Origin of the sequence: Acinetobacter thutiue, assembly GCF_030385805.1 — a bacterium.
GTDB lineage: Bacteria > Pseudomonadota > Gammaproteobacteria > Pseudomonadales > Moraxellaceae > Acinetobacter > Acinetobacter corruptisaponis.
On record NZ_JAUDZE010000004.1, the window covers coordinates 103,174 to 125,634 of the forward strand.

Consider the following 22,461-nt stretch of genomic DNA (forward strand, 5'->3'; position numbering starts at 1 on the left):
GCCCTTTCATCATTCGCAATTCAGGTTATTTATCCAGGATCGCAAACAGGTCTTTTTGTACATCATCAATGGCACGCAGACCATTCAACTTATCATAAGTCGGTGCATTCTCACCAGAAGCGGCACGCCCCTGATAGAAACCAACCAGTTGCTCAGTTTCGCTATGGTAAGACGCAAGACGCTTACGAATGGTCTCTTCCTGATCATCTGGACGCTGTACCAGCTCCTCACCTGTTTCGTCATCCTTACCTTCCACTTTTGGTGGATTGTAAACCAGGTGGTAAACACGACCAGACGCTGGGTGCTGACGGCGGCCAGAAAGACGCTGAACGATTTCTTCGTCAGGCACATCAATTTCGATCACATGGTCAATGCTGATACCCGCAGTTTCCAGAGCCTCAGCCTGTGGAATCGTACGTGGGAAACCGTCAAAAATACAACCATTTTCACAGTCAGGCTGGGCAATACGCTCCTTGACCAAACCAATAATCAATTCGTCTGAAACCAAACCACCTGACTCCATGACGCTTTTCGCCTTTAAGCCTAGTTCAGTACCTTCACGAATTGCAGCGCGGAGCATATCACCGGTTGAAATTTGTGGGACATTGTAGCGCTTACAGATCAACTGAGCTTGAGTACCTTTGCCTGCCCCAGGTGGTCCGAGTAAAATAATGCGCATAAAGAACATCCTCATTTAAAAACAATAAATCTTAAATTGAGCAATATCATACAGCCTTATTGCCCAACCAACATCAAATTAATTATAAGAAAGCAACAAATAAGTGAATTAAACCAGCAAAGAAACCAGTTACACCACCCAGTACAATCAAGATCCACTCATCTTCCTGAAACGCAGGACGCAATAAATTCTGGAATTCTTTCGGCGTTAGTTCACGGATACGGTCCCTAAACATTTGAAAGATTTTTTGTGCGCGGCTGGCGTTCAAGGCTGGGTCACATACAGGTCCCATGGTAATTTCAATTGAGCGATCAATCAAGTCGGTCTTGAGTCTAGCATATTCCCTAGGGCCAAGTGAAAGCTGCAATGATGTACGCACCAGTGGCGTTTCCATAATTTCATTGATATGACGCTTGACAATACGACGGGTCTTGTCCTTTTTACTGCCATACATCATTTCAGTCATGATGGATTTTAGGGTAATCAGGTCCTCGGTCACCACACTGGCAAACACATCAGAAACCTCTTCCTGACGCTTCATGAACGCACCCTGAACATTATAGGTGCCAATCTTCAACACAGGCACAATCCACGGGAACGTACGGTCTTTGGTTAAACGGAAAATCTGTGGATAGCGGATATAATGTGGTTCGATCGGATTGAACACCATCCAGATCGCAATCCAGTTGGTCAGGAAACCCCAGATGGCAGCCCAGAACGGAACAGTCCAGTGCCAAGGCACCACAAACCAGACAATCATCTGGAACACACCAAAAAACATCCCAATCAACGCACTGATATGCCAAATAAAGTTGATTTCCTTTTGCCCCACTTTCAGGAACATCCGCACCATCAAACGGCGGTCACCCTCCATCTGGCTCACCACCATTTCACGCATGTCAACCAGTGACTCAACGTTCATGGTCAGCTCAGTCACCAGTTCCCTTAATGTATTGGGTAACTGTTTATGTGCCTGTGCATAAATACGGCGCTTGATTGAATAAGGCAGGTTTTCCCACAACACCGCATTACGGTCAATCATGACCTCATCAATCAGGTGTTCAAGTTCAAAACCAACCTGCTCACCAATGATGTTTGCCATATCCTCAGGGTCCATCGCTTCCAGAAACTCTCGCAATGAACCTAATTTTGATAGGGTATTGTCAGTAATGATGCCTGAAATACGTCCTGCTTTACGCGGCACAATCCCTTGCCAACCTACAGGTAATGGTCCTAAATGGAATCCCCAGAAATTAATTGGGTAAAACACCATTTTCAAAGCCATCCACACGTGTGCCCATGTTACAAAGGCGGTCACTGGAATGATACTTAAGACTGCCAGATGGTCAGGTCGATTTAAGAAAATCTGCCACAATTCATTGACGTAATCAAACATGCATGACTCTCAAAGTTATTGATACATTATGGCTTATAAAAGATGAACGCCTGCCCTCTCCTACAAACCAAAACTTAAGGTGTATGAAAACTGAAGCACAGGTTCTGCTTTTTTAACAGTCTTCCCATCTGCCCCCTCCAATGGTTCACGTACGCCCGCACCAACACTGAATGTGCTAATCCGTTCATTATTCAACCACACAAAGGCCATATCAGCCCCCACACCCAAATTCGCCTTTACTTTTCCACCATAATTCTTGCTGTCCAGATGACCTGCATACACCCCAACGTAATATCCGTTTTTATCTGTGCCTGTCAGGTAATATGGATAACGGAAGCCAACCTGACCGCCCGCCTCATTGTCATCGTTTAAAAACGCACCCGCTTTCGCATAGGCAATCCCATATGGATTCACCCATTCAAGGTTGGCGTGTAATAATTTTTTGGTTACACCAGCCCCGATATTCCAGGTTGAAACTTTTGCATCCTTTAGTTTAGGTTCAGGCTTAAATGGATTTTCCTCAGCGTGAACCAAACCAGTAGATGTTAAAACCGCCAGCAAAAGGTAAATTCTTTTCATTATTTTCTCCACTTTCCCTAAGAGTGTGTCCTATTTCAAACAGTTTGTGACTTTAACAGAATTATTTTGCTTCTAATATACAAGACCATACAATTTTAATGTCTGCAAAGTCAAAAACTGTCGCACCACATTTGCATGAAGTACTGAAAATTCTACAGTATGATCATTCAACTTACGTTAAAATAGCCAACCGCTCCATTCTTTTATTTTGTAATTAAGTCGACACCGTATGAAACAGCACTTTCCTTTAAAAAACATGCAACAAGAAAAGCGCATTTACAAGGGTCGAATCTTTTTTGCAATCTTTATTGTCGTGACCTGTCTGCTCATCCTGATCTGCCGCTATGCCTATTTGCAGATTGTGCACTATGACGACTTCACCACCGCCTCCGACAAGAACCGAATCCGCCTGCAACCACTGGCCCCTGCCCGTGGTTATATTTATGACCGTAATGGCGTGCTTTTGGCCGACAACTATCCCGTGTTTACCGCCACGCTCAGCCGTGCAGATGTCAGCGATATAGATGACACAATCAACCGCCTGATTCCTGTGCTGGGCCTGACGGAAGAAGATGTGGAACGCTTTAAGAGTCGGGTGAAAACGGCGCGGAAAACTGAGCGGATTGCCATCAAGCTGAACCTGAATGAAGCGGATATTGCCAAATTCAGTGAAGTGAAATATGCCTTTCCTGGGGTAAAGATTGAAACGCAAATGACCCGCTATTACCCACATGGGGAGCTTTTCGCGCATGTGCTGGGTTATGTGGGCCGTATTAATGATAAAGAACTGAAATCTATTGACAAGGATTTATACGCAGGCACCAACCTGATTGGTAAAATCGGGGTGGAGAAAAGCTACGAAGAATTATTGCATGGCACGCCAGGCTATGAATCGGTAGAGGCCGATGCGCATGGCAATATTCTGCGTAATCTGGGACGACAGGCGCCGATTCGCGGCAATGACCTGTATTTGTCGATTGACTATGGCCTCCAGATGGTCGCGGCACAACAGTTGGCGGACCGTCGTGGTGCGATTGTTGCCATGGATCCACGTACGGGTGAAATTCTGGCACTGGTTTCCAGTCCCAGCTTCAATCCCAATTTATTCGTAACGGGCATTAGTTCGAAAGACTATAGTGGTTTACGCGATAATTTAGACCAACCGCTTTATAACCGTGCGGTTCAGGGTGCCTATCCTCCTGGTTCAACCATTAAACCAATGTTTGGACTGGGTGGGATTCATTATGGTCTGGTTGACTGGGGAACGGCGATTTCCGACCCAGGCTATTTCAACTTACCTGGTGACAGCCACCGCTTCCGTGACCATAAGAAAACGGGACATGGTGCGGTCAACCTGCATAAGGCCGAAGTGGTCTCCTGTGACACCTATTTCTATATCCTGTCCTACCGCATGGGCATTGAGAAAATGAATGACTGGATGCGCCAGTTTGGTTTCGGGGAAAAGACAGGTGTTGACCTGCCAAGTGAAAGCAGCGGCTTATATCCAAGCCCTGAATGGAAAATGCGTACCCGCAAATCCAAGTGGCTGAAAGGTGAAACCATTTCGGTCAGTATTGGTCAGGGTGCATTTACCGCAACACCATTACAACTAGCTATGGCGGTTGCCATTACCGCCAACAAGGGATCGCATGTAACTCCCCACGTGTTACGGGAAAATAAGGGTGCAAAAAAATTCACGGTGCACAATGCCCCTGATGGTAAAATTCAGTTCAATGGGACAGAACAAGACTGGCTGAATATGCATGCAGCCATGATTGACGTGATCCAAACAGGAACAGGTCGAGGCATTAAAGGCGGCCTACAGTATTCAATTGCTGGAAAAACAGGTACAGCTCAGGTCAAGAGTATCGCACAGGGCAAACGCTACAATGAAGCGGCCTTGTCCTCAAGACAGTGGGATCACGGTTTATTTGTCGGCTTTGCACCAGCGGACAACCCTGAGATTGCGATTGCCGTGGTGTGGGAAAATGGCAAGCATGGTGGTTCCGCGGCGCAACTGGCACGTCCAGTCTTCGATTACTGGCTGGTGACACGCAACAAGAATCCGCTGCGCCCTGCAAACCATCAGGTCAGTGGAGGCTTAATGACTGCAGGCATCAAGCCAGGCGAATTGCCAAGCGGCAATACCACTGCACCAACAACGGCGCAAACCTCACTGCCAATACCACCTACGGTGACACCTGCCCCAGCCGTTACACCGCCACCGCAGCCAGCCGATGGAATCACTGAATAATGAAGAACCAATTACGCATTATTGGGGGTGAATGGAAACGACGTTCCCTGCCCTTTGCCAGTATTGAGGGTTTAAGGCCAACGCCTGACCGTGTCCGTGAGACCTTGTTCAACTGGCTGATGTGGGATATCCAGAATGCACAGGTGCTGGACCTATGCAGTGGTTCGGGCGCCCTCGGTTTTGAGGCACTTTCACGTGGCGCTGCAAAAGTGGTGATGATTGAACCCAACCCAACTCAGGCACGTTTTTTAAAGGATAATATCCAGTTATTGAAAGCGGAAAATTGCCAGTTGATGATCTCAACCGCGCAGCAGGCATTAGTGAAATTACACAGCGGCTTTGACGTAGTGTTTCTTGATCCACCCTATAGCCTTGATTTGTGGCAAGAGCTTGCCGAGTTGACTGAACCATTGATTAGACCGAACGCCTATATTTATGTTGAGGCAGACCGTGACCTGTCACAGCTAAAACTTCCAGCCAGTTGGCAAAAAATCAAGGAAACCAAGGCGGGTATGGTACGTGCAGGTTTATATCAAAAGATGGCCTAAAATATTCGCAACCAGAAAAAGCGGACCAGTTGACCCCGATCAAATGGAAAGCTGGACAAGTATTCATAGCCAATTCGGTTGGTTGAATTGAGTTGGTAGATGATGCCATATCCCAATGAAACTGAAAAATCATCCAGAGATAAGTTACTGGTGTCACCTGTCAGCATTTTATGGTTGAACTGGTTGGTCTGATAGGCGGTATAGTTGTAAACACGCCAGCGCTCGCCCTGAAAAAACAGGTTATGCAGAATTGAATAATCTGTTTTCTCTTGTTGCGGATAGGCTGAGTCAAACATCTCTTCAGCATCATCATTGATCGCTGTAAAAAAATTATAATCCCCTGCATGACAGGCACAGGAGAAAAATAAGATAAAACAGGATAAAACTGCTGATTGAATACGCATAGCATGTTGAATTAATTCGATGAAAAATGAGCATAACCTGTTCCAGAAAGTTTAAGCAAATGGAACACTAGATTTTCCACTCCATACGCCGCCCATTGGGCACCCTGGCATTTTTTACCCCCTTGAACTGGTTTTCCTGTGCAACCTTAAACCCAATCCTTTCATATAGACTTTGTCCTCTAGGATTTTCACAAGACACATCCAAAGACAAAATCGAATGCCCCTGCTGTTGGGCAAGCATTTTTAGATGCGATAACAAGGACTGACCAATTCCCTGACTACGATATTCAGGATGCACACCAAAATTTGCAATATGCAAACTTGATACAACTGGCTTGGTCACTACAGAAGCTGAATGCAGCGCTCTTGCCAAAACACGAGGTGATCGAAACCGATACATGGCGAGAATATTTTTAACCGTACCGCTATCCATTTTTAGCAGGTCATCTTTTTCATAGCAGGCCACAGTGGCAATCACCTTGTTATCTTTCTCCACCACCCAGTGCAGTTTGTAGCTTGTATATCCATATTCTGATAAAAACTCTTTATGAATAAAGCTTTCAGCACTGATAGGGTCATGTTGATAAATATAGTCAAACAAGGGAATTCCCGCACTATAAATCAGCGGAACACACTCATTCACATCCGTTTTTTCCGCCCTGCGTATCTTCACATTCTGCTCCTCAAACTGATTGTTATATAAATTTTTCATTTTTGTTTTCCCAGTTATATTACATGATTAAAATCAAATATATAGATAAAAATATGCGTTTCATCTCAAAACTGGATTTTATACCGCACTATTTAAGTCATTTAATTGCTTATGTTAGACATAATTAATTTATTTCCAGAATAAATTCTATATACAATAACAATCTTTAAAAATTTTTATTCTAAATATCATGAAGATCTTATTCGTGCTGATTGTGATTGCCCAATTAACAGGATGTGTATTTGGACAATCAAGTGAAGTTAAACGTGCTGAAAAAATTTTGCAGCGTTTCCAGTGTAACAACGTGGAAACCAGTCAGCTTGCGACTTCTTCCATTACCAATTTTTATCAACAGACACTTGCCGCAAACAAAGACAAAGCCAGCACCTATATTGAACAGTATAAAAATGGTGAGGATCTGTTTGACATTCCACTCGATGAAGTTGTACAACAAAAGTACCAGCTCTATCTTCAGGCTTGTCAGGCGCTTGGCGGTGTTGCAGCATCACCTTTAATACCAGATTCAACTCAACAATGATAAATCACCCTGCCTGATGATTTTTTCTTCTCGGATGCGGCATGATTGAAAGACAACTTGGCTTAAAACATTATATTGCGCTTGGGATCATCGTACTTGCCGTAGGGATTGCCAGCATCCACCCGCTTGAGCTTGAGTCTTATTTACTGCATCAGGTGGGCACCGTGTTTATGCTGGTTGTACTGATCATCAGCATGAAAAAAATAGGCATCTGTTTTTCCAGTTTTTGTTTGTACCTGCTTTTTCTATTCATCCATATTGTTGCGGCCCATTATCTCTATTCCTATGTACCCTACAATGACTGGTTAAAGTCCCTGTTTCATTTTGACCTGAATCAAGTGATGGGCTGGTCCCGCAACATGTATGATCGACTGGTGCATTTTGCTTATGGATTATTGCTTTACCCATTTTTTCTCCGTTGTTTTCAGTTCTGGTTTCCCACCGCAAAACCACTGACATTATTCCTGCTGGTGATCCAGTTTGTGATGGCTTCCAGTATGGTCTATGAGTTGCTCGAATGGGGACTATCCATTGGCTTGTCGCCTGAAGATGCGGAAAACTATAATGGACAGCAGGGAGATATGTGGGATGCACATAAGGATATGTTGCTAGCAACCATTGGGGCCATCATTACGGGGTTGATCTATTTAGGCAAAAGCAAAAGAAAAGCACCTTAAACAGGTGCTTTTCTTTGATCAGGACAAATTGATTAAAACTTAGGGTCACGCATCTGAACCAACGTGCTGTTTGCCTTGGCGAGGCTATCAGCGATTTTACCCATCACCGTTGGAATCAGGGTCTCAGCCATTTGTGCCGCCTGCAAACCCAGTTTTTCACCAAATGTAGGGCGTTTACGGGTATTGATCACATAGACATCATGTTGTGATAAAAGACTCAGTAAATATTCATCCGAGGTCTGTAATTTATCCACCAGATTTAATTCACGTGCATCTTCACCATACCAGTGCTCACCTGTTGCAACCTTTTCAACGTTGAGTTGTGGACGGTATTTTTCAATAAAGTGCTTAAAAAGCACGTGGGTCTGCTGCAATTCCTCTTCAAACTTGGCCTTACCTTCAGCAGTATTTTCACCAAACATGGTTACGGTGCGTTTATATTGACCAGCGGTGTACAGTTCAAAGTCCACATTATGCTGTTTCAATAAACGGTTAAAGTTCGGTACCTGTGCAACCACGCCAATTGAACCCACCACGGCAAACGGTGCTGAAACAATTTCATTGGCAATACATGCCATCATGTAACCGCCACTGGCAGCAACCTTATCAACACAAATCGTCACATGAAAACCAGCATCACGTAAACGAACCAATTGAGCCGCAGCCAAACCATAGCCATGCACCATTCCACCTGGACTTTCCAGACGTACAATCACACGGTCATGCCCAGCTTTGGCAGTTGCCAAAATCAGGGTAATCTCTTCACGCAGGGTATCAACCGCGGAAGCCTGTATATCGCCCTTGAAGTCTAAAACGAAGATTTTCTGGTCATTTTTCTTACGAACCTTGGCTTCCTTGGCAAGCTGCTGAACCAGTTGTAATAATTCCAAACGGGATGCTGTTGTTTGCGCAATTTTTTTTCTTTGTTCATTCACACGCGCATTTAAATGGCTAATACGAATTTCAGCAGGAAATTTAGGTAAATGGAATAACATAAAGTAAGTGCTCTTGAGTTCGTCTTTATGCCTCTAAGATGTGGTCTGTTCAATAAAAATTCAATAGTCATAACGTATTTTTTACAACCTGAACCCAACTAAACGACAAAATTTGACGCTTTAAGTTTATGACCTATATACAAATATTCTTTTATTTTAGATACTAAAAATTGTTTAAAAGCAAAAATTTAAAAAAACATACCATACTTGGGGAAGCGACTTATATGACCATGACAACAGAACAGTTACATCTTGATAAAGAACAGATCACGAAAGAATTTTTAAAAATTATTTATCAAGGCAACATAGAGACTATTCTGCCTTTTCTAAAGCAATATCAGCAAGGTAATATTTCAATTTTAAGAGAAATTTTAAAACAAGCCAAACGTTATTGGTATGATAATAAAGACTATCCAAATAATACAGATTTTAATCCAGAGCATCGCTTTTCTGATGAATATTATCGTAGACCTCATCACCTAAATAGGATGATTATTTTAAGTTTATTGGGTTTTGCATTACTCAATTTCAGTGATGCTAACACCACATGGAGATTACTCAATTTCTATCTTGATGATATTATAAAACAAGATCATTTTTTTAATATTTTAAAACAAATTAAACCAAAATGGTTGACTGAATATTTAACAGTTCAAGTAAAAGACAAAGATTTTTCACATTTAAGTTATGCAGAATTACAAATTCTAGAACAACATCAATTGATTGAATTTAATCCTGAATTAATTGCTTTAACGATTTCCAATGTACGTTGGTTAGCACATGATTGTTCACATGCTACTCTACAACAATACACGACTGAACCGATAATTTATCAGCGAGATATTCCAACTTTATTTGATTATGAAACTCGTTTATTTGAGCAATGGCATGGCTCTTGGGAAAATCAAATATTCTTTTGGCATGAGGTATTTATCACATTAATTCATGAGAAAAAACTAGATCGTTTATTCTGCATACAAAAAATATTAGCAATCCAAAGTAAAGATTGGTATAGCCATGCCAAAGCCTTTTTTAAGAAAGTTTTTATGGCAATGAATGTCACAGAGGATGAGCTTTTAACAGTACAGGATTCTATATTTTTATTACTGCATAGTGAATATAGTGCGACCGTAAATTTTGCAGTTGAAACAGTTAAATCATTGGTTCAGCATCCTGATTTTCATATTGAGGAATATCTCACTTGGCTAACATCCATTATGCCAAGAAATGATGTAAAAAATGCAATTAAAATGACCCTACAACAAATGGATATGGTCTTAAAAAATAACAAACATCATCAGGAGGATATTTTAAGTTTAGTGACCGATACATTTTTACAAAATGATTTTAGTTTACAAGAACGTGCAGCAAATATTTTAGTCAAATACTTAAGACCTGAATATGAAACAGTGATTGATAAACTAAAAATGTATCAGGAAAATATGATCGGTGGCATTTCCAGTCAATTTAAATCTTATTTAATAGAACAAGAAGAAACCATTGATTTACCTACAACAGCACAAGAATATGTTTATCATAGACTACAGCCACAATATTTAAAACAAGAACAAAAAATTCAATTACCACAGAACTGGCAAGAACTCCTATTTTTTATTAGTGAGACTTTACAATCAGATAATCCTTTAGATCTTGATATTTTAATGTCAGCATGGCTATTGCTTAAACCACAGTTTCCAAAAGACCATCAAAAACAAATCAAACCGATCATTCAACAAATGGAAAAGAATTGGGCAGGATCAAGTCATAAACAATTTTTTAACATGTTTTTTGTGGAAATTTATCATACACCTGAAAAAGCACCCTCTCCTAAAAATAGCCGTTTATCATGGCATATCAAATTTCTTAGCAATTATTATTATCTTTTAGAAACCTTTGCCCAATTTTCTTATGAAACGCTTGCTGTTCCTTTATTGTCTTTACCCACTCATGCACCAAGCTATATCGATCCTGAAGTTTTGGTACAACGTTTACTGGAATACCAGCAAAAAGAAATCCAGTTTAATTTTGTTGACTTAGCAATTGCACTCTGTCGTACTCCACGAGAAAATATTGATGCAGCAATAAAAATATTACCACAATTACAACATCCACAATTACAACAACTCCTATACTTTGCCTTTGGACAATTAGAAATGTCTCCTGATCTCAGCAATCACGCTGATTTTAAAAAAATGTCTCTCACTGAACAAAGTGCATGGTGGGGATTGTGGGATACTGTCATCAAAACTCATGAACCACAAAAAGATTCTGATGAATATTTAGCCTATAAACTAATACCTTGTTGTGAAAATGTTTGGGTTGAACGAGATAAACCACCAATACAAATCGAATATAAAAAATATATTTCTTTCACTCTACCTAAATATGAGAAAAAACCTCATACTTATATATATCCAGCTTTATGTTTTGATTCACGCAATCATGGTACAGGCGGAAGTCATGATTTAGCCTTTTTCCAACATATTACACCTATCAATAAAACCTTTAATGATCTCGCTTATGCAGCTAATGGCTGTGATAGTGAGGAAATTTTGCATGAATCTATGGTTAACTTTTTCAATATTTTCGCCAAAGAGGATTATATTTTAAGTCCATATAGTTTATTTATTCTTGCAAGCCATAGTTTTAACAAAAACAAGGAAGATCGTTTAGCAATTATCGAAACCTTAATCAGTTGTTTTAATCAACAAAAAATCAATTTAAAAGTTCTAGCTCAACATTATGCAACTTTGATTGATGCAAATTATGCACCTTTAGCTCGTTTTATAGAATGTCTGACTCAAGTAAAAAATAGTTCAGATTTAAATAATTCAGCATTACTACAACTCATTGGCTTAATCTTAAAAACCGTAAAAATTCCAGAAAAATTACCGACCAATTTCAAAAAATTATTTGAGCTTTATTATGAATTAATTGCTCAAGATTACACTCCACTTGATCAAGACACTAAAGCAATTTTACAGGCATGGCAAACTCAATTTCCAACCTTAAAATCTGTTATTCAAAAAATATTAAAACAGGGAGTTTAAAATGTCTGCTACCGATTTAGAAATAGCATATACAACACACAGCCAAATTCAGGCTAAAAATGGTTTACAACAACTGGTTTTGGCTCATCATACCGAAATTGAAGAAGTACAAAATATCCCCTGCTTCTTTTGGGGTAGTATGGTTGAACCCTTAGTCGTAGCAAAATGTTTAGGAACAATTGCTAAAATCGTACGCTCCAGTTATACCCCCGTACCTGTAAAGTTATATGACCCGATTGTCAGCACAGGGACAGAACAAATCCGTTTTGAGGGTTTCTCCTCCTGCAATGGTATTTATGCACGTTTAGATTTATTGGAAAATGCGGTTGAAGGTGAATTTATTGCCAGTGGCACAACCAATGTTGATTTTAATGAACCTATGCTGAATGCTTTAAATGTAGTCAAGAAAAATGAAGTAATGGTATTAGGTGTTGGCGAAAAAGAAGTGAAAGTAAGTACTTCTCAAGGCACAATCACGGAAAAGAAAGTCAAATTACCACAACGCTGGATTAAAGGTTTAACCAGTGTGCAAGTTTATTTAGCTGATATGACAGAAAAATTTGAGTTAAATAAGCTACAAACCATTCAACTGTTACAATCTATTCCCAAAGGTAAAAGTCTATCATCTTTTTATTTAAGTTTTAGAGCCAATCGTTATCAATTTAGTCCAATTGCAACAGCAAATAGTGTTTATATTGGTGGCATTGAGCGTTTACAGTTATTACTCGGTTTATTGCCTTATATTGAAAAAAGTAAAATTTATCAGGCAATTGATGGAGAAAGCTGTGCGATCTGTTTATATTTGTCTCATATGCGCTTTACTCTTGCACTTTCTCCTGCCAATAATCGTGGATTTTCAGGCGAGGGTAATATTTTGGAGAATATGCTGCAAGATATCCCCTTAGAATATATCCATGCTGTGAATGGTTTATGTAAAGCCAATGAAAATTTTAACCCAACATTGCTTTCAATTGAACATGCCATTGATTTTCAAAAAATGGATAGCTTAACGCATTCATTATCGGCAATAGGATTATTAGGCTTTGATTTGCACAATCGGCAGCATTATTATCGGCGTTTACCGTTTAAAATGGAGCGAATCTTATTACTTAACCCACGTTTGAAAAATGCCAAAAACCTAGTCAAAAATAATGGTATACAATTGATTAAAAATAATGTTGGTGATATTGAAGCTCAAGTCACAGGCACTGATGTGATTCATACCGTTATTATTAAAAATGGACAAGCCAAATGTACCTGTGAATGGTTTAATCAACATCAAACCAAACGAGGTTTATGTAAACATATTTTGGCTGTAAAAATAGCAACAAACCCTTAAATAAAAAGAGAAATCAATTCAATGATTTCTCTTTTTTGATTTCTATTTAAGTTGATATATCAACCAAAACGGCCTGTGATATAAGCTTCTGTGAGTTGATGATCAGGCTGAGTAAAGACTTTTTCAGTCGAGTTGACTTCAATCAGGTCACCCAAATGGAAGTAGGCGGTACGGTCAGACACACGCGCAGCCTGTTGCATGGAGTGGGTCACGATTGCAATGGTGTATTGTTCAGACAGTTCAGAAATCAGTTCTTCAATTTTCGCCGTCGCAATCGGGTCCAGTGCTGAACAAGGCTCATCCATCAGGATCACTTCTGGGCTGACCGCAATGGTACGCGCAATACATAAACGCTGTTGCTGGCCGCCAGACAAACCTGTTCCTGGTTGGCTTAATCGGTCTTTCACCTCATCCCACAGACCTGCTTTACGCAGACTGTTTTCAACAATTTCTTCCAGATCATATTTGTCACGTGCCAAGCCATGCAATTTCGGGCCATAGGCAACATTGTCAAAAATTGATTTTGGAAATGGGTTTGGCTTCTGGAACACCATTCCTACCTGTGCACGCAGCAATACCACGTCAAGGTTGGGATCATAGATGTCCTGATTATCCAGTGTCACCTTACCTGTCACACGACAGCTATCAATGGTGTCGTTCATACGGTTTAAGGTACGCAGGAATGTTGATTTACCACAACCCGATGGACCAATGAACGCAATCACTTCATTCTGGTAAATATCTAGGTCAATGCCTTTGATCGCTTCAGTTTCACCATAATAAACATGAACATCCTTGGTACTGATTTTCACTTCACTGGTTTTTGGCTTTTTACCTGAAGAAGCTGTTTCAAACTGAGAGACAAATGCAGTACCTGATTGCTGAACTTGCGCTTCAGATGACGTAAATTCTGTTTGTTGTGGATTCACTGATTTATCCTTTTCTACGGCGTTCATAATATCAATCGTATTCATTGTACTCTCCTCAATTACCAACGCACTTCAAATTTCTTACGGAGCCAGATTGCAAGGCTGTTTAAACCAATCATGAGGGCAAGCAACACAATAATCGCTGCCGCGGTACGTCCCTCAAAGAAATTGCGCAATTCATTACCCTGCCATAAATATACCTGTACTGGCAATGCGGTTGCCTGATCTAGTGGTGTAGTCGGAACGCTGGCAACGAAAGCACTCATACCAATTAACAATAATGGCGCGGTCTCACCCAACGCATGTGCAATCCCAATGATTGCGCCAGTCATAATCCCTGGCAATGCAAGTGGCAATACATGATGAAAAACGGTTTGAACTTTTGATGCACCAAGACCCAGAGCAGCCTGACGAATCGATGGTGGCACCGCTTTTAATGAGGCGCGCGTGGTAATAATCACGGTAGGCAAGGTCATAAGACTCAGTACCAAACCACCCACCAACGGCGCAGATAAAGGCAACTGCATCCAGCCAATAAAGATTGCCGCACCCAGCAGACCGAACACAATCGATGGAACTGCTGCCAGGTTGTTGATGTTCACTTCAATGATGTCGGTCATCATGTTCTTTGGCGCGAACTCTTCAAGGTAAATTGCACTCGCCACCCCAATTGGAATCGAGATGATGATGACGATCAACATCATGAACAATGAACCCATGAATGCCCCAGCCAAACCACTGGTCGCAGGTGAACTGCGTGAATCTGGGCTAAAGAACAGATTGGTATTGAACGTATTGGCAATGACCCCCTCTGCCTTTAACTTATCTGCAAGCTGACGCACTTCTGGATCAAGCTGTTGCTGGTCATCAGGCAGATTACGGTCAATATTTCCAGCGAGCCAGACATCCACATTGGCATCGGCCAGGAACTTAATCTCCTGCTTACTTCCAATCAGGGCTGGATTTGCCAACACCATGTCACGTAAACGATAGGCTTCAGAACTGGTGTACAAACCATTTAAATAATCACGCTGATCTTCAAGCGATTTATCTTTGGACACGATGCCATTCACGATCAGGGCATCCCAGTCCACCATACCCATTTCAGTTTGCCAGGCCACCATACGCTCTTCAAAGTGCGCGGGGGTTTCACCTGCCGTCTGCTTTGGTTTTGCACCAACATTAATAATGGCTGGATCAAAATAAACTGGAACCGTCATGCTGCTTTGCCAGAAAGATGGCAGACCTTTTGCCAGAATACTACCAAACAGCAAGGCAACAAATGCAAGGCCAATCACCACTGCCGAGAAGCCAGCAAAACGGAACGCCTTTTCTTTGCGGTGGCGCTTTGCCAAAGAACTTTGGATTTTTCTTTTGCGCTGTTCACGTTGTTCAGCAGCCACTTGTGGATCAAATACGTTCTGATCCAGAGGAGATGTATTTGATGAACTCATTCGTATTGCTCACGATATTTGCGCACGATGTACAGTGCAATAATGTTTAAACCCAAAGTGATCACAAACAAGGTTAAACCAAGGGCAAATGCCACCAATGCCTGTGGACTGGCAAAATCAGTATCACTGGTTAACTGTTTCACAATGGTCACAGTAACGGTTGAAACGGCTTCAAATGGATTGGCATGCAGCAATGGACTGTTCCCTGCGGCCAGCACCACGATCATGGTTTCACCCACCGCACGGGACACCGCAAGCAGGAAAGCACCTGTAATCCCTGGCAATGCGGCTGGCAACACCACCTGACGGATGGTTTCCGACTTGGTCGCGCCCAACCCCAAAGAACCATCACGCAAGGCACGCGGAACCTGGGTAATGATGTCGTCTGAAAGTGACGAAACGAATGGGATGATCATGATTCCCATCACAAAACCTGCCGTTAAGGCACTGGTCGCATTGATGTCAATTCCCACACTCTCACCGACCATCTTAAAAAATGGCCCAATGATCATCAGGGCAAATACACCATAAACGATGGTTGGAATACCCGCCAATACTTCAATGGTTGGCTTGGCCCAAGAGCGTAGGCGTTGTGATGCATACTCAGCCAAATAGATTGCAATCAGCAAACCAATTGGTACAGCAACCAGTAAGGCAATACCACTCACCATTAAGGTGCCCCAAAGCAGCGGTAAAATGCCGTAGCTTCCCTCTGCATTTCCTGTGGTACTAAAACCTGGGTTCCACTCTGTTCCGAAAAAGAAATCCACTGGACTCACAAAATGGAAAAAGTGCAAGGCTTCTTTCAGCATCGAGAGCACGATACCGATTGTTGTCAAAATCGCGACACCTGAACACAAAATCAGGCCAACATTAATCGCTTTCTCAACCTTGTTACGGGCACGGTATTGCTGGCTCACATGGCGTTTCGCCCACACCAGACCTGCCAAAGCCACACTGATCACGACCGCTAATTTTGCAAAGGAACCAATCGTCTGGAATTTTGCAAGCTGTTGCGCCGCTGCAACTTCATAGGCTGCGGGTTGATCGGTGACCCCAAAACCCGATGCAATTGCCTGCACACGGTCAATCAGCACATCACGCCCTGCCGCATCCATCGTTGCGCTGACAGAGGCTGGAATATTATTAAAGATAATATGCTGTAGCACACTTGGCTCAACCAAGTTCCAAATGATCAAAATTAAAAAAGCAGGAACACCACACCACAAGGCCACCAACGCCCCATAATACACTGGACGAGAATGGAGTGTTGCCGAGTTACTTCCCTTACCTGCCAGATTACGGCTTTTGCTCAGCCCGATTTGATATGCGATTGCCACAAGGGTCAATAACACACCGATAAGTAGCAGATTCATGTAATCTCCACTGTTTTCTCAATTTTCATGATTTGAAAAAACCTAGCTAGATAAAAAGGCTGATGATCACAAGTTTCACCAGCCTCCCTTTTCACAATATTATTTTACTGATTTGCCAGCTTTAAAATCAGCCAGAATTTTCGCACGCTCTTTGTCGCTTAAAGGAATCAGGCCAGCTTTTTCCAGTTTAGAACCTTTACCAGAAATTTTTTTGTTAAGGAAAAACTCTGGATACTGAGCTAAACCTTTGATTGATTTTAAGTGTTCGCCTTTCACGTAGAAGAACAATGGACGAGAAACAAGGTAGCTACCATCCAGCACGGTTTTCTCTGATGGCGTTACACCATTTACAGTCGCTACACGCAACTTGTCACGGTTTGAGTCATAGAAGCCCAGACCAAACACGCCAACCGCATTTGGCGAGGTTTTCAAGCGAGCCAATGTTTCAGTATAGTCACCCGCAACTTCAATCACACGACCATCTTTACGGAAACTTGAACATGCTTTCTTCTGTTCGTCTTTATCAAGGTTCTTGAAGTAATCAAATGATTCACAACCTGCATCAATCATTTTTTCCTGGAACACTTCACGTGTACCGTGGTTAGATGCAGGAATCACCAAAGTGATTGCCTCATTCGGTAATGATGGGTCAATCTGGTTCCATGTGGTATATGGGTTTGGAACCAATTTGCCATTTGATGGAAGTTGTGCTGCAAGTGCAGTAAACACGTGTACAGGCTTTAATTTATACGCCGCTTTTTTTACGTTTGACGCGAAAACAATCCCGTCATAACCAACCTTGATTTCCTGCACCTGGTTTACACCAGCTTTCTTACACGCATCAAGTTCAGTATCCTTGATTTTACGTGAAGCATTGGCGATGTCGATGGTGTTGTCACCCACACCTTGACAGAATTGTTTCAAGCCACCGCCTGTACCGCCTGAACCGACAACAGGTGCCTTGAATTGTGGGAAAGTATTACCAAACTCTTCAGCAACAATACTTGCAAACGGCAATACAGTTGATGAACCAGCAATCTGGATGGTGTCACGAGCTGCGTTTGCAGCCGTTGCTACAGTTGCCCCAGATATAGCGAATGCAATTGCGATATGACGTGGATTTAAGCGCATTATGTGTTTCTCTCATTTATGCAATTTAATTTACAACGCTTGTTACTTGAAGTGTTGTACTTTGGTTAATTGCATTTTGAGTGGATAATATGACAATTAGGTGACAACTTTATGACGCTTTTATGATGTTAATGATTGTAAGCTAGACAAGGGTATTATTGACTATTTTTTAACCAATTATCTATAATTTTATAATCACCTTGTTTCTAATGATCTATAGCAAAACGATTAAAAACAACTCATTACAGATAAATTATAAAAAAAGACCGCCTAAGCGATCTTCTTCTTTTCTACATAACACCCGATTAATCAATCGGCGGTGTATAGGTACCATCTGCAATCGAATTCTTAATACGATCAGCTTCTGCAAGCACAAGTGCAAGCAAATTCTGAACATTTTCAAGTGTTGCAACTGGACTTAAGGTGGTCATCTTCAAAGACTGAACATGACCCACTTTAGTCACACCAATATTCGCTTCACCACGTGCAAACAGTTCATCTGCCACGTTCTGGTTCAGGCTATCGATAAACTCAGCAGGATAACCCTGTGGCACAACACGGAACAACACGGAAGCAAATTGTGGCTCAACCAACAATTCCAGACCATCAGTTGCCTTGATATAGTCAGCAACCTCACGGGTCAACTTCACACCGTGGTCAATCATTGAACCATAAAGTTCTTCGCCCAATGCTTCAACTGTCATCCATAATTTCAATGCATCAAAACGACGGGTCGTTTGTAGTGATTTAGACACAAGGTTAGGTACACCATGTTCTTCATCATAGGCAGAGTTTAAGTACTCTGCTTCATAATGCATAAAGCGATAGTTGGCTTCATCTTTCAACAAGAAAGCGCCACAGCTAATGCTTTGGAAATAATGCTTATGGAAATCCAGTGTAATGGAGTCTGACAATTCAATCCCATCCAGCATGGCACGATGATCATTGGAAAGAATCAGTGCACCGCCCCAAGCTGCATCAATATGCATCCATGAACCATATTTATTGGTAATCTCACGGATTTTCTTGAGTGGATCAATTGCGCCTGCATCCGTCGTACCCGCTGTTGCAACAACACACGCCACGATTTTGCCTTCAGCTTGAAGATGAGCCATGGTTTTTTCCAGTGCATCAACATCCATCTGTGCATTTTCGTTCACAGGAACAGTCACAACTGACTGGAAGCCCATACCCATCATTGCCATGTTCTTTTGCACAGAGAAGTGTGCATTTTCAGAACAGATGACTTTGACGTTTTTCATTGCTTCTGCTGGAATACCATCGCGCTGAACTGACCACGGCTTGCCGTTTTCGGCTTGCCAGTTTTTCGAGATGCACCAGTCACGCGCCAACAATACACCCATCAAGTTTGACTGTGTACCGCCAGAGGTGAACACACCCGCCTGACCTGAGCCGTAGCCAACTTTTTGGCGAAGCCAGTCAACCAGCTGAACTTCCATCAATGAACCCGCTGGGCTTTGATCCCATGAGTCCATTGACTGGTTGGTCGCATTGATCAGCACTTCCGCAATCTGGCTCATCACCATGGTTGGACAGTGCAAGTGTGCTAGTGAATGTGGATGATGTACTTTCAGGCTTTTATTGAGAAAAAGCTCAACCATACGTTGTAATGATTGCTGTACACCCAAACCTTCTTTTGATGGATGAAAAGAAATTGCGGCACGCAAGTCCTTAATGCTTCCACCTGTGTACATTTTGTCGTTTTGCAACCATGCTGAAACGGCATTCACCGCTTCGCCCATTGCCGACTGGTAGTCAGCAATGGATTGTGCATCATTGCAGAGTAACGCTTTACGATGTTCTGCAAAATCAACCATGAATTAGCCTCGTACCGCTTTCAATGCTTCAGCAACCGCTTTCTTGAAGCGTGCAATCACTTCAACACATTCATCCTGATTGATGATCAATGGGCAAAGTAAACGGATCACTGTACCGTTACGACCACCTTTCTCAAGCAATAACTTATTGTTGAAACAAGCCGTTTGAATCGCAGCCGCCAATTGCGCATCTGCTGGCAGAGAACCCATATGGTCTGCTGGTTTGCGCTCATCAACGATCTCAACACCGATCATCAGGCCACGACCACGCACATTACCAATACATGGGAATTCCTGTGCCAGTTTCTTGAACTCAGCCTGTAGGAAATCACCACGCTGTTGCGCATTTTGAGCAAGATTCTGTTCAGTAATGGTTTTTAATACCACCAAGCCAGTACCCATAGCCAACTGGTTACCACGGAACGTACCCGTGTGACCTGCTGGTTGCCAGGCATCAAACTTACGCTTAATACCCAATACAGCAAGTGGTAAGCCACCACCCACCGCTTTAGACATCACCACAACATCTGGCTCGATTCCAGCATGTTCAAAGGCAAACATTTTACCTGAACGTGCAAAACCAGCCTGAACTTCGTCCAGAATTAAAACGATGTTGTGCTTTTCAGTTACTTCACGGATTTTTTGCAACCATTTTACTGGCGCAGTCACCACACCACCTTCACCCTGAATCGCTTCAAGAATAACGGCAGCAGGTTTGGTCACACCACTTTCAACATCTTCGATAAAGTTTTCGAAGAAGTAGGTTAAGGCATCTACACCTGCCTCACCACCCAGACCCAGTGGGCAACGGTATTCATGCGGGTACGGCATAAACTGTACGCCTGGCATTAAGCCATTTACCGCATTCTTCGCAGACAGGTTACCCGTCATTGCCAGTGAACCATGTGTCATCCCATGGTAACCACCAGAGAAACTGATCACTGAGCTACGACCTGTATAGGTTTTTGCCAGCTTGATGGCTGCCTCAGTTGCATCTGCACCAGATGGACCACAGAACTGTAGGCAATATTCTTCTTTACCGCCTGGCAAATAAGCCAAAAGCGCCTCAGTAAACGCATCTTTTAAAGGAGTCGTTAAGTCTAAAGTATGCAATGGCAAACCACTTGCCAATGTGTCCTGAATACTTTGAATCACCGCAGGATGATTATGACCTAAAGCCAATGTCCCTGCCCCAGCTAAACAATCGAGGTACTGTGTACCTTCAACATCAGTAACCCAGCAGCCTTGTGCTTTCGCTATCGCTAACGGTAATTTACGTGGATAACTACGAACATTCGATTCCATCTGACTTTGGCGAGTCAGATAATATTCGTTGGTTGCATCAGCGGCAGGGTTTACGGAAGTAACGCTCATATCGAATTACCATCTCTGATATGGGTAAAAGAAATAAGTCTGGTGACTTGCGGTCGTTTGACTCGGTGCTTTTTAGAATCTAGTGCAGACACAATGTTTTATATCTTTCAACTAGGTGCGAGATGATACCTAATTTTCAAAGAAAATAAACACTTTTTATGCCCGACATTCATCTAATCTTATTGAAAAAATACTTCTTTCCAATAACTATGATGAATTATCATCATACTATGTGACAAGTGAAAGAAAGTATGCTTTTTTTATTTGCAGTTTGTATTTTAGATAAATGGTCAAACACTTTTACCTAATCCACTATTTTTAATCATTTTTTGCTTTATTTTTCTGTTGCAAAACCTCCTTAATCCATTACAAAGACACCACAAAATATGCAGAAGTTTCCCATCACTTCTTTTTAAGATCAAAGCTGTGAAAAATAATTTTTTAATCCTCATTTTCAGGAAAATTTTATGCGTACTTTAGCACTTGTTACCATGATGGTCGGCGCGGCCCTTAGCCCCTCCCTTTTTGCCCATGACACCGAGAACCTGAACTACAATATTGTCAATATTCAGGCCGATGCGTCACGTCAGGTGGCCAATGATGAAATGCGTGCAGTTCTCTATATTGAGAAAAGCCATAAGCAGCCCGCTGAGCTTTCCAGCCAGATTAATCAATTGATGAATCAGGCACAGGCGATTTCGCGTAAATATTCACAAGTTAAAGTCGAAACAGGTGCGCAAAGTACCTACCCTGTTTATGACAATGACAGCAGTAAATTAAAAGAATGGCGTGCCCGTGCTGAAATTCAGCTTGAAAGTAAGGACTTTAAGGCGGCAAGCCAGTTGATTAGCGAGTTGCAGCAAAGCTTCCAGACCCAATCCATCAATTTCACCGTATCGGATGAACAGCGTAAGAAAGTTGAAAATGAATTGATGATTGAGGCCTCTAAAAACTTCCAGCAACGTGCCCAGGCGATTACTCAGGCATGGAATAAAACCCAATATAATCTAGTCAGTTTAAACCTGAATACCAGCAACTACTTCCCACAACCGATGATGCGTGGTGGCATGGCAAAATTTGCAATGGCGGAAGCTGCACCTGCACAGGACATGGCGGCGGGTGAATCAAAAATCACGGTTAGCGCCAATGGGTCGATTCAGTTTAAATAACTATCCAGAATCAGGAAAA

19 protein-coding genes are annotated in these 22,461 nt (G+C 42.1%); 7 read left to right on the forward strand and 12 right to left on the reverse strand.

Annotation, left to right across the window (positions count from 1 at the left end):
* Positions 1 to 25: 25 nt before the first annotated feature.
* From adk to QTA56_RS10840, 3 genes are all read right to left on the reverse strand, one after another.
* Entirely contained in the window at positions 26 to 679 is a 654-nt protein-coding gene (adk, locus tag QTA56_RS10830; protein ID WP_267980963.1) for an adenylate kinase, read from the reverse strand.
* Between the two features lie 82 nt (positions 680 to 761).
* Positions 762 to 2,075 carry a DUF445 domain-containing protein gene (locus QTA56_RS10835; protein ID WP_267980964.1) on the reverse strand — a complete coding sequence of 438 codons (1,314 nt, stop codon included), beginning with the start codon at positions 2,073 to 2,075 and terminating at the stop codon, positions 762 to 764.
* A 60-nt stretch (positions 2,076 to 2,135) separates the two neighbouring features.
* Positions 2,136 to 2,654: a hypothetical protein gene (locus tag QTA56_RS10840; RefSeq protein ID WP_267980965.1), complete on the reverse strand. Its 519-nt coding sequence runs from the start codon at positions 2,652 to 2,654 to the stop codon at positions 2,136 to 2,138.
* A 229-nt stretch (positions 2,655 to 2,883) separates the two neighbouring features.
* Between QTA56_RS10840 and mrdA the strand changes: the two genes are divergently transcribed.
* Together mrdA and rsmD are read left to right on the forward strand one after the other, a co-directional pair.
* Positions 2,884 to 4,908 carry a penicillin-binding protein 2 gene (mrdA, locus tag QTA56_RS10845; protein WP_267980966.1) on the forward strand — a complete coding sequence of 675 codons (2,025 nt, stop codon included), beginning with the start codon at positions 2,884 to 2,886 and terminating at the stop codon, positions 4,906 to 4,908.
* On the forward strand, positions 4,908 to 5,456 hold the full coding sequence (rsmD, locus tag QTA56_RS10850) for a 16S rRNA (guanine(966)-N(2))-methyltransferase RsmD (RefSeq protein ID WP_267980967.1): 549 nt from the start codon (positions 4,908 to 4,910) through the stop codon (positions 5,454 to 5,456). Before mrdA ends, rsmD begins: the two co-directional genes overlap by 1 nt.
* Here the strand turns inward: rsmD and QTA56_RS10855 are convergent.
* Complete coding sequence (locus QTA56_RS10855; protein WP_267980968.1) at positions 5,453 to 5,860, reverse strand: hypothetical protein; 408 nt, start codon at positions 5,858 to 5,860, stop codon at positions 5,453 to 5,455. The genes rsmD and QTA56_RS10855 overlap by 4 nt on opposite strands.
* Before the next feature lie 67 nt (positions 5,861 to 5,927).
* The gene (locus QTA56_RS10860) at positions 5,928 to 6,572 is read right to left on the reverse strand and encodes a GNAT family N-acetyltransferase (protein ID WP_267980969.1); all 645 of its coding nucleotides are present in this window, start codon (positions 6,570 to 6,572) and stop codon (positions 5,928 to 5,930) included.
* Positions 6,573 to 6,762: 190 nt separating this feature from the next.
* On the opposite strand from QTA56_RS10860, the gene QTA56_RS10865 reads away from it, so the two are divergent.
* Positions 6,763 to 7,110: a hypothetical protein gene (locus QTA56_RS10865; RefSeq protein WP_267980970.1), complete on the forward strand. Its 348-nt coding sequence runs from the start codon at positions 6,763 to 6,765 to the stop codon at positions 7,108 to 7,110.
* A gap of 41 nt (positions 7,111 to 7,151) precedes the next feature.
* Positions 7,152 to 7,787 carry a DUF2238 domain-containing protein gene (locus QTA56_RS10870; RefSeq protein WP_267980971.1) on the forward strand — a complete coding sequence of 212 codons (636 nt, stop codon included), beginning with the start codon at positions 7,152 to 7,154 and terminating at the stop codon, positions 7,785 to 7,787.
* A gap of 32 nt (positions 7,788 to 7,819) precedes the next feature.
* Here QTA56_RS10870 and sohB read toward each other — a convergent pair whose 3' ends face one another.
* Positions 7,820 to 8,782 (reverse strand): protease SohB, encoded by a 963-nt coding sequence (sohB, locus tag QTA56_RS10875; protein WP_004675876.1) that lies wholly within the window; start codon positions 8,780 to 8,782, stop codon positions 7,820 to 7,822.
* A 224-nt stretch (positions 8,783 to 9,006) separates the two neighbouring features.
* On the opposite strand from sohB, the gene QTA56_RS10880 reads away from it, so the two are divergent.
* A complete protein-coding gene (locus QTA56_RS10880; protein WP_267980972.1) occupies positions 9,007 to 11,832 on the forward strand; it encodes a DUF6493 family protein in 2,826 nt (941 codons plus the stop codon).
* A gap of 1 nt (position 11,833) precedes the next feature.
* The gene (locus tag QTA56_RS10885) at positions 11,834 to 13,171 is read left to right on the forward strand and encodes an SWIM zinc finger family protein (RefSeq protein ID WP_267980973.1); all 1,338 of its coding nucleotides are present in this window, start codon (positions 11,834 to 11,836) and stop codon (positions 13,169 to 13,171) included.
* A 59-nt stretch (positions 13,172 to 13,230) separates the two neighbouring features.
* Here the strand turns inward: QTA56_RS10885 and pstB are convergent, their stop codons facing one another.
* The 6 genes from pstB to QTA56_RS10915 form a co-directional block, all read right to left on the reverse strand.
* On the reverse strand, positions 13,231 to 14,145 hold the full coding sequence (gene pstB / locus QTA56_RS10890; protein ID WP_267980974.1) for a phosphate ABC transporter ATP-binding protein PstB: 915 nt from the start codon (positions 14,143 to 14,145) through the stop codon (positions 13,231 to 13,233).
* A 14-nt stretch (positions 14,146 to 14,159) separates the two neighbouring features.
* The gene (pstA, locus tag QTA56_RS10895) at positions 14,160 to 15,554 is read right to left on the reverse strand and encodes a phosphate ABC transporter permease PstA (RefSeq protein WP_267980975.1); all 1,395 of its coding nucleotides are present in this window, start codon (positions 15,552 to 15,554) and stop codon (positions 14,160 to 14,162) included.
* Positions 15,551 to 16,930, reverse strand: a complete 1,380-nt coding sequence (gene pstC / locus QTA56_RS10900) for a phosphate ABC transporter permease subunit PstC (protein ID WP_267980976.1) — start codon at positions 16,928 to 16,930, stop codon at positions 15,551 to 15,553. Before pstC ends, pstA begins: the two co-directional genes overlap by 4 nt.
* Before the next feature lie 99 nt (positions 16,931 to 17,029).
* Positions 17,030 to 18,061: a substrate-binding domain-containing protein gene (locus QTA56_RS10905; protein WP_267980977.1), complete on the reverse strand. Its 1,032-nt coding sequence runs from the start codon at positions 18,059 to 18,061 to the stop codon at positions 17,030 to 17,032.
* A 305-nt stretch (positions 18,062 to 18,366) separates the two neighbouring features.
* Positions 18,367 to 19,899: a pyridoxal phosphate-dependent decarboxylase family protein gene (locus QTA56_RS10910; protein ID WP_267980978.1), complete on the reverse strand. Its 1,533-nt coding sequence runs from the start codon at positions 19,897 to 19,899 to the stop codon at positions 18,367 to 18,369.
* A 3-nt stretch (positions 19,900 to 19,902) separates the two neighbouring features.
* Entirely contained in the window at positions 19,903 to 21,273 is a 1,371-nt protein-coding gene (locus tag QTA56_RS10915) for a diaminobutyrate--2-oxoglutarate transaminase (protein WP_267980979.1), read from the reverse strand.
* 467 nt (positions 21,274 to 21,740) lie between these two features.
* On the opposite strand from QTA56_RS10915, the gene QTA56_RS10920 reads away from it, so the two are divergent.
* Positions 21,741 to 22,442 (forward strand): SIMPL domain-containing protein, encoded by a 702-nt coding sequence (locus tag QTA56_RS10920; protein WP_267980980.1) that lies wholly within the window; start codon positions 21,741 to 21,743, stop codon positions 22,440 to 22,442.
* Positions 22,443 to 22,461 lie beyond the last annotated feature (19 nt).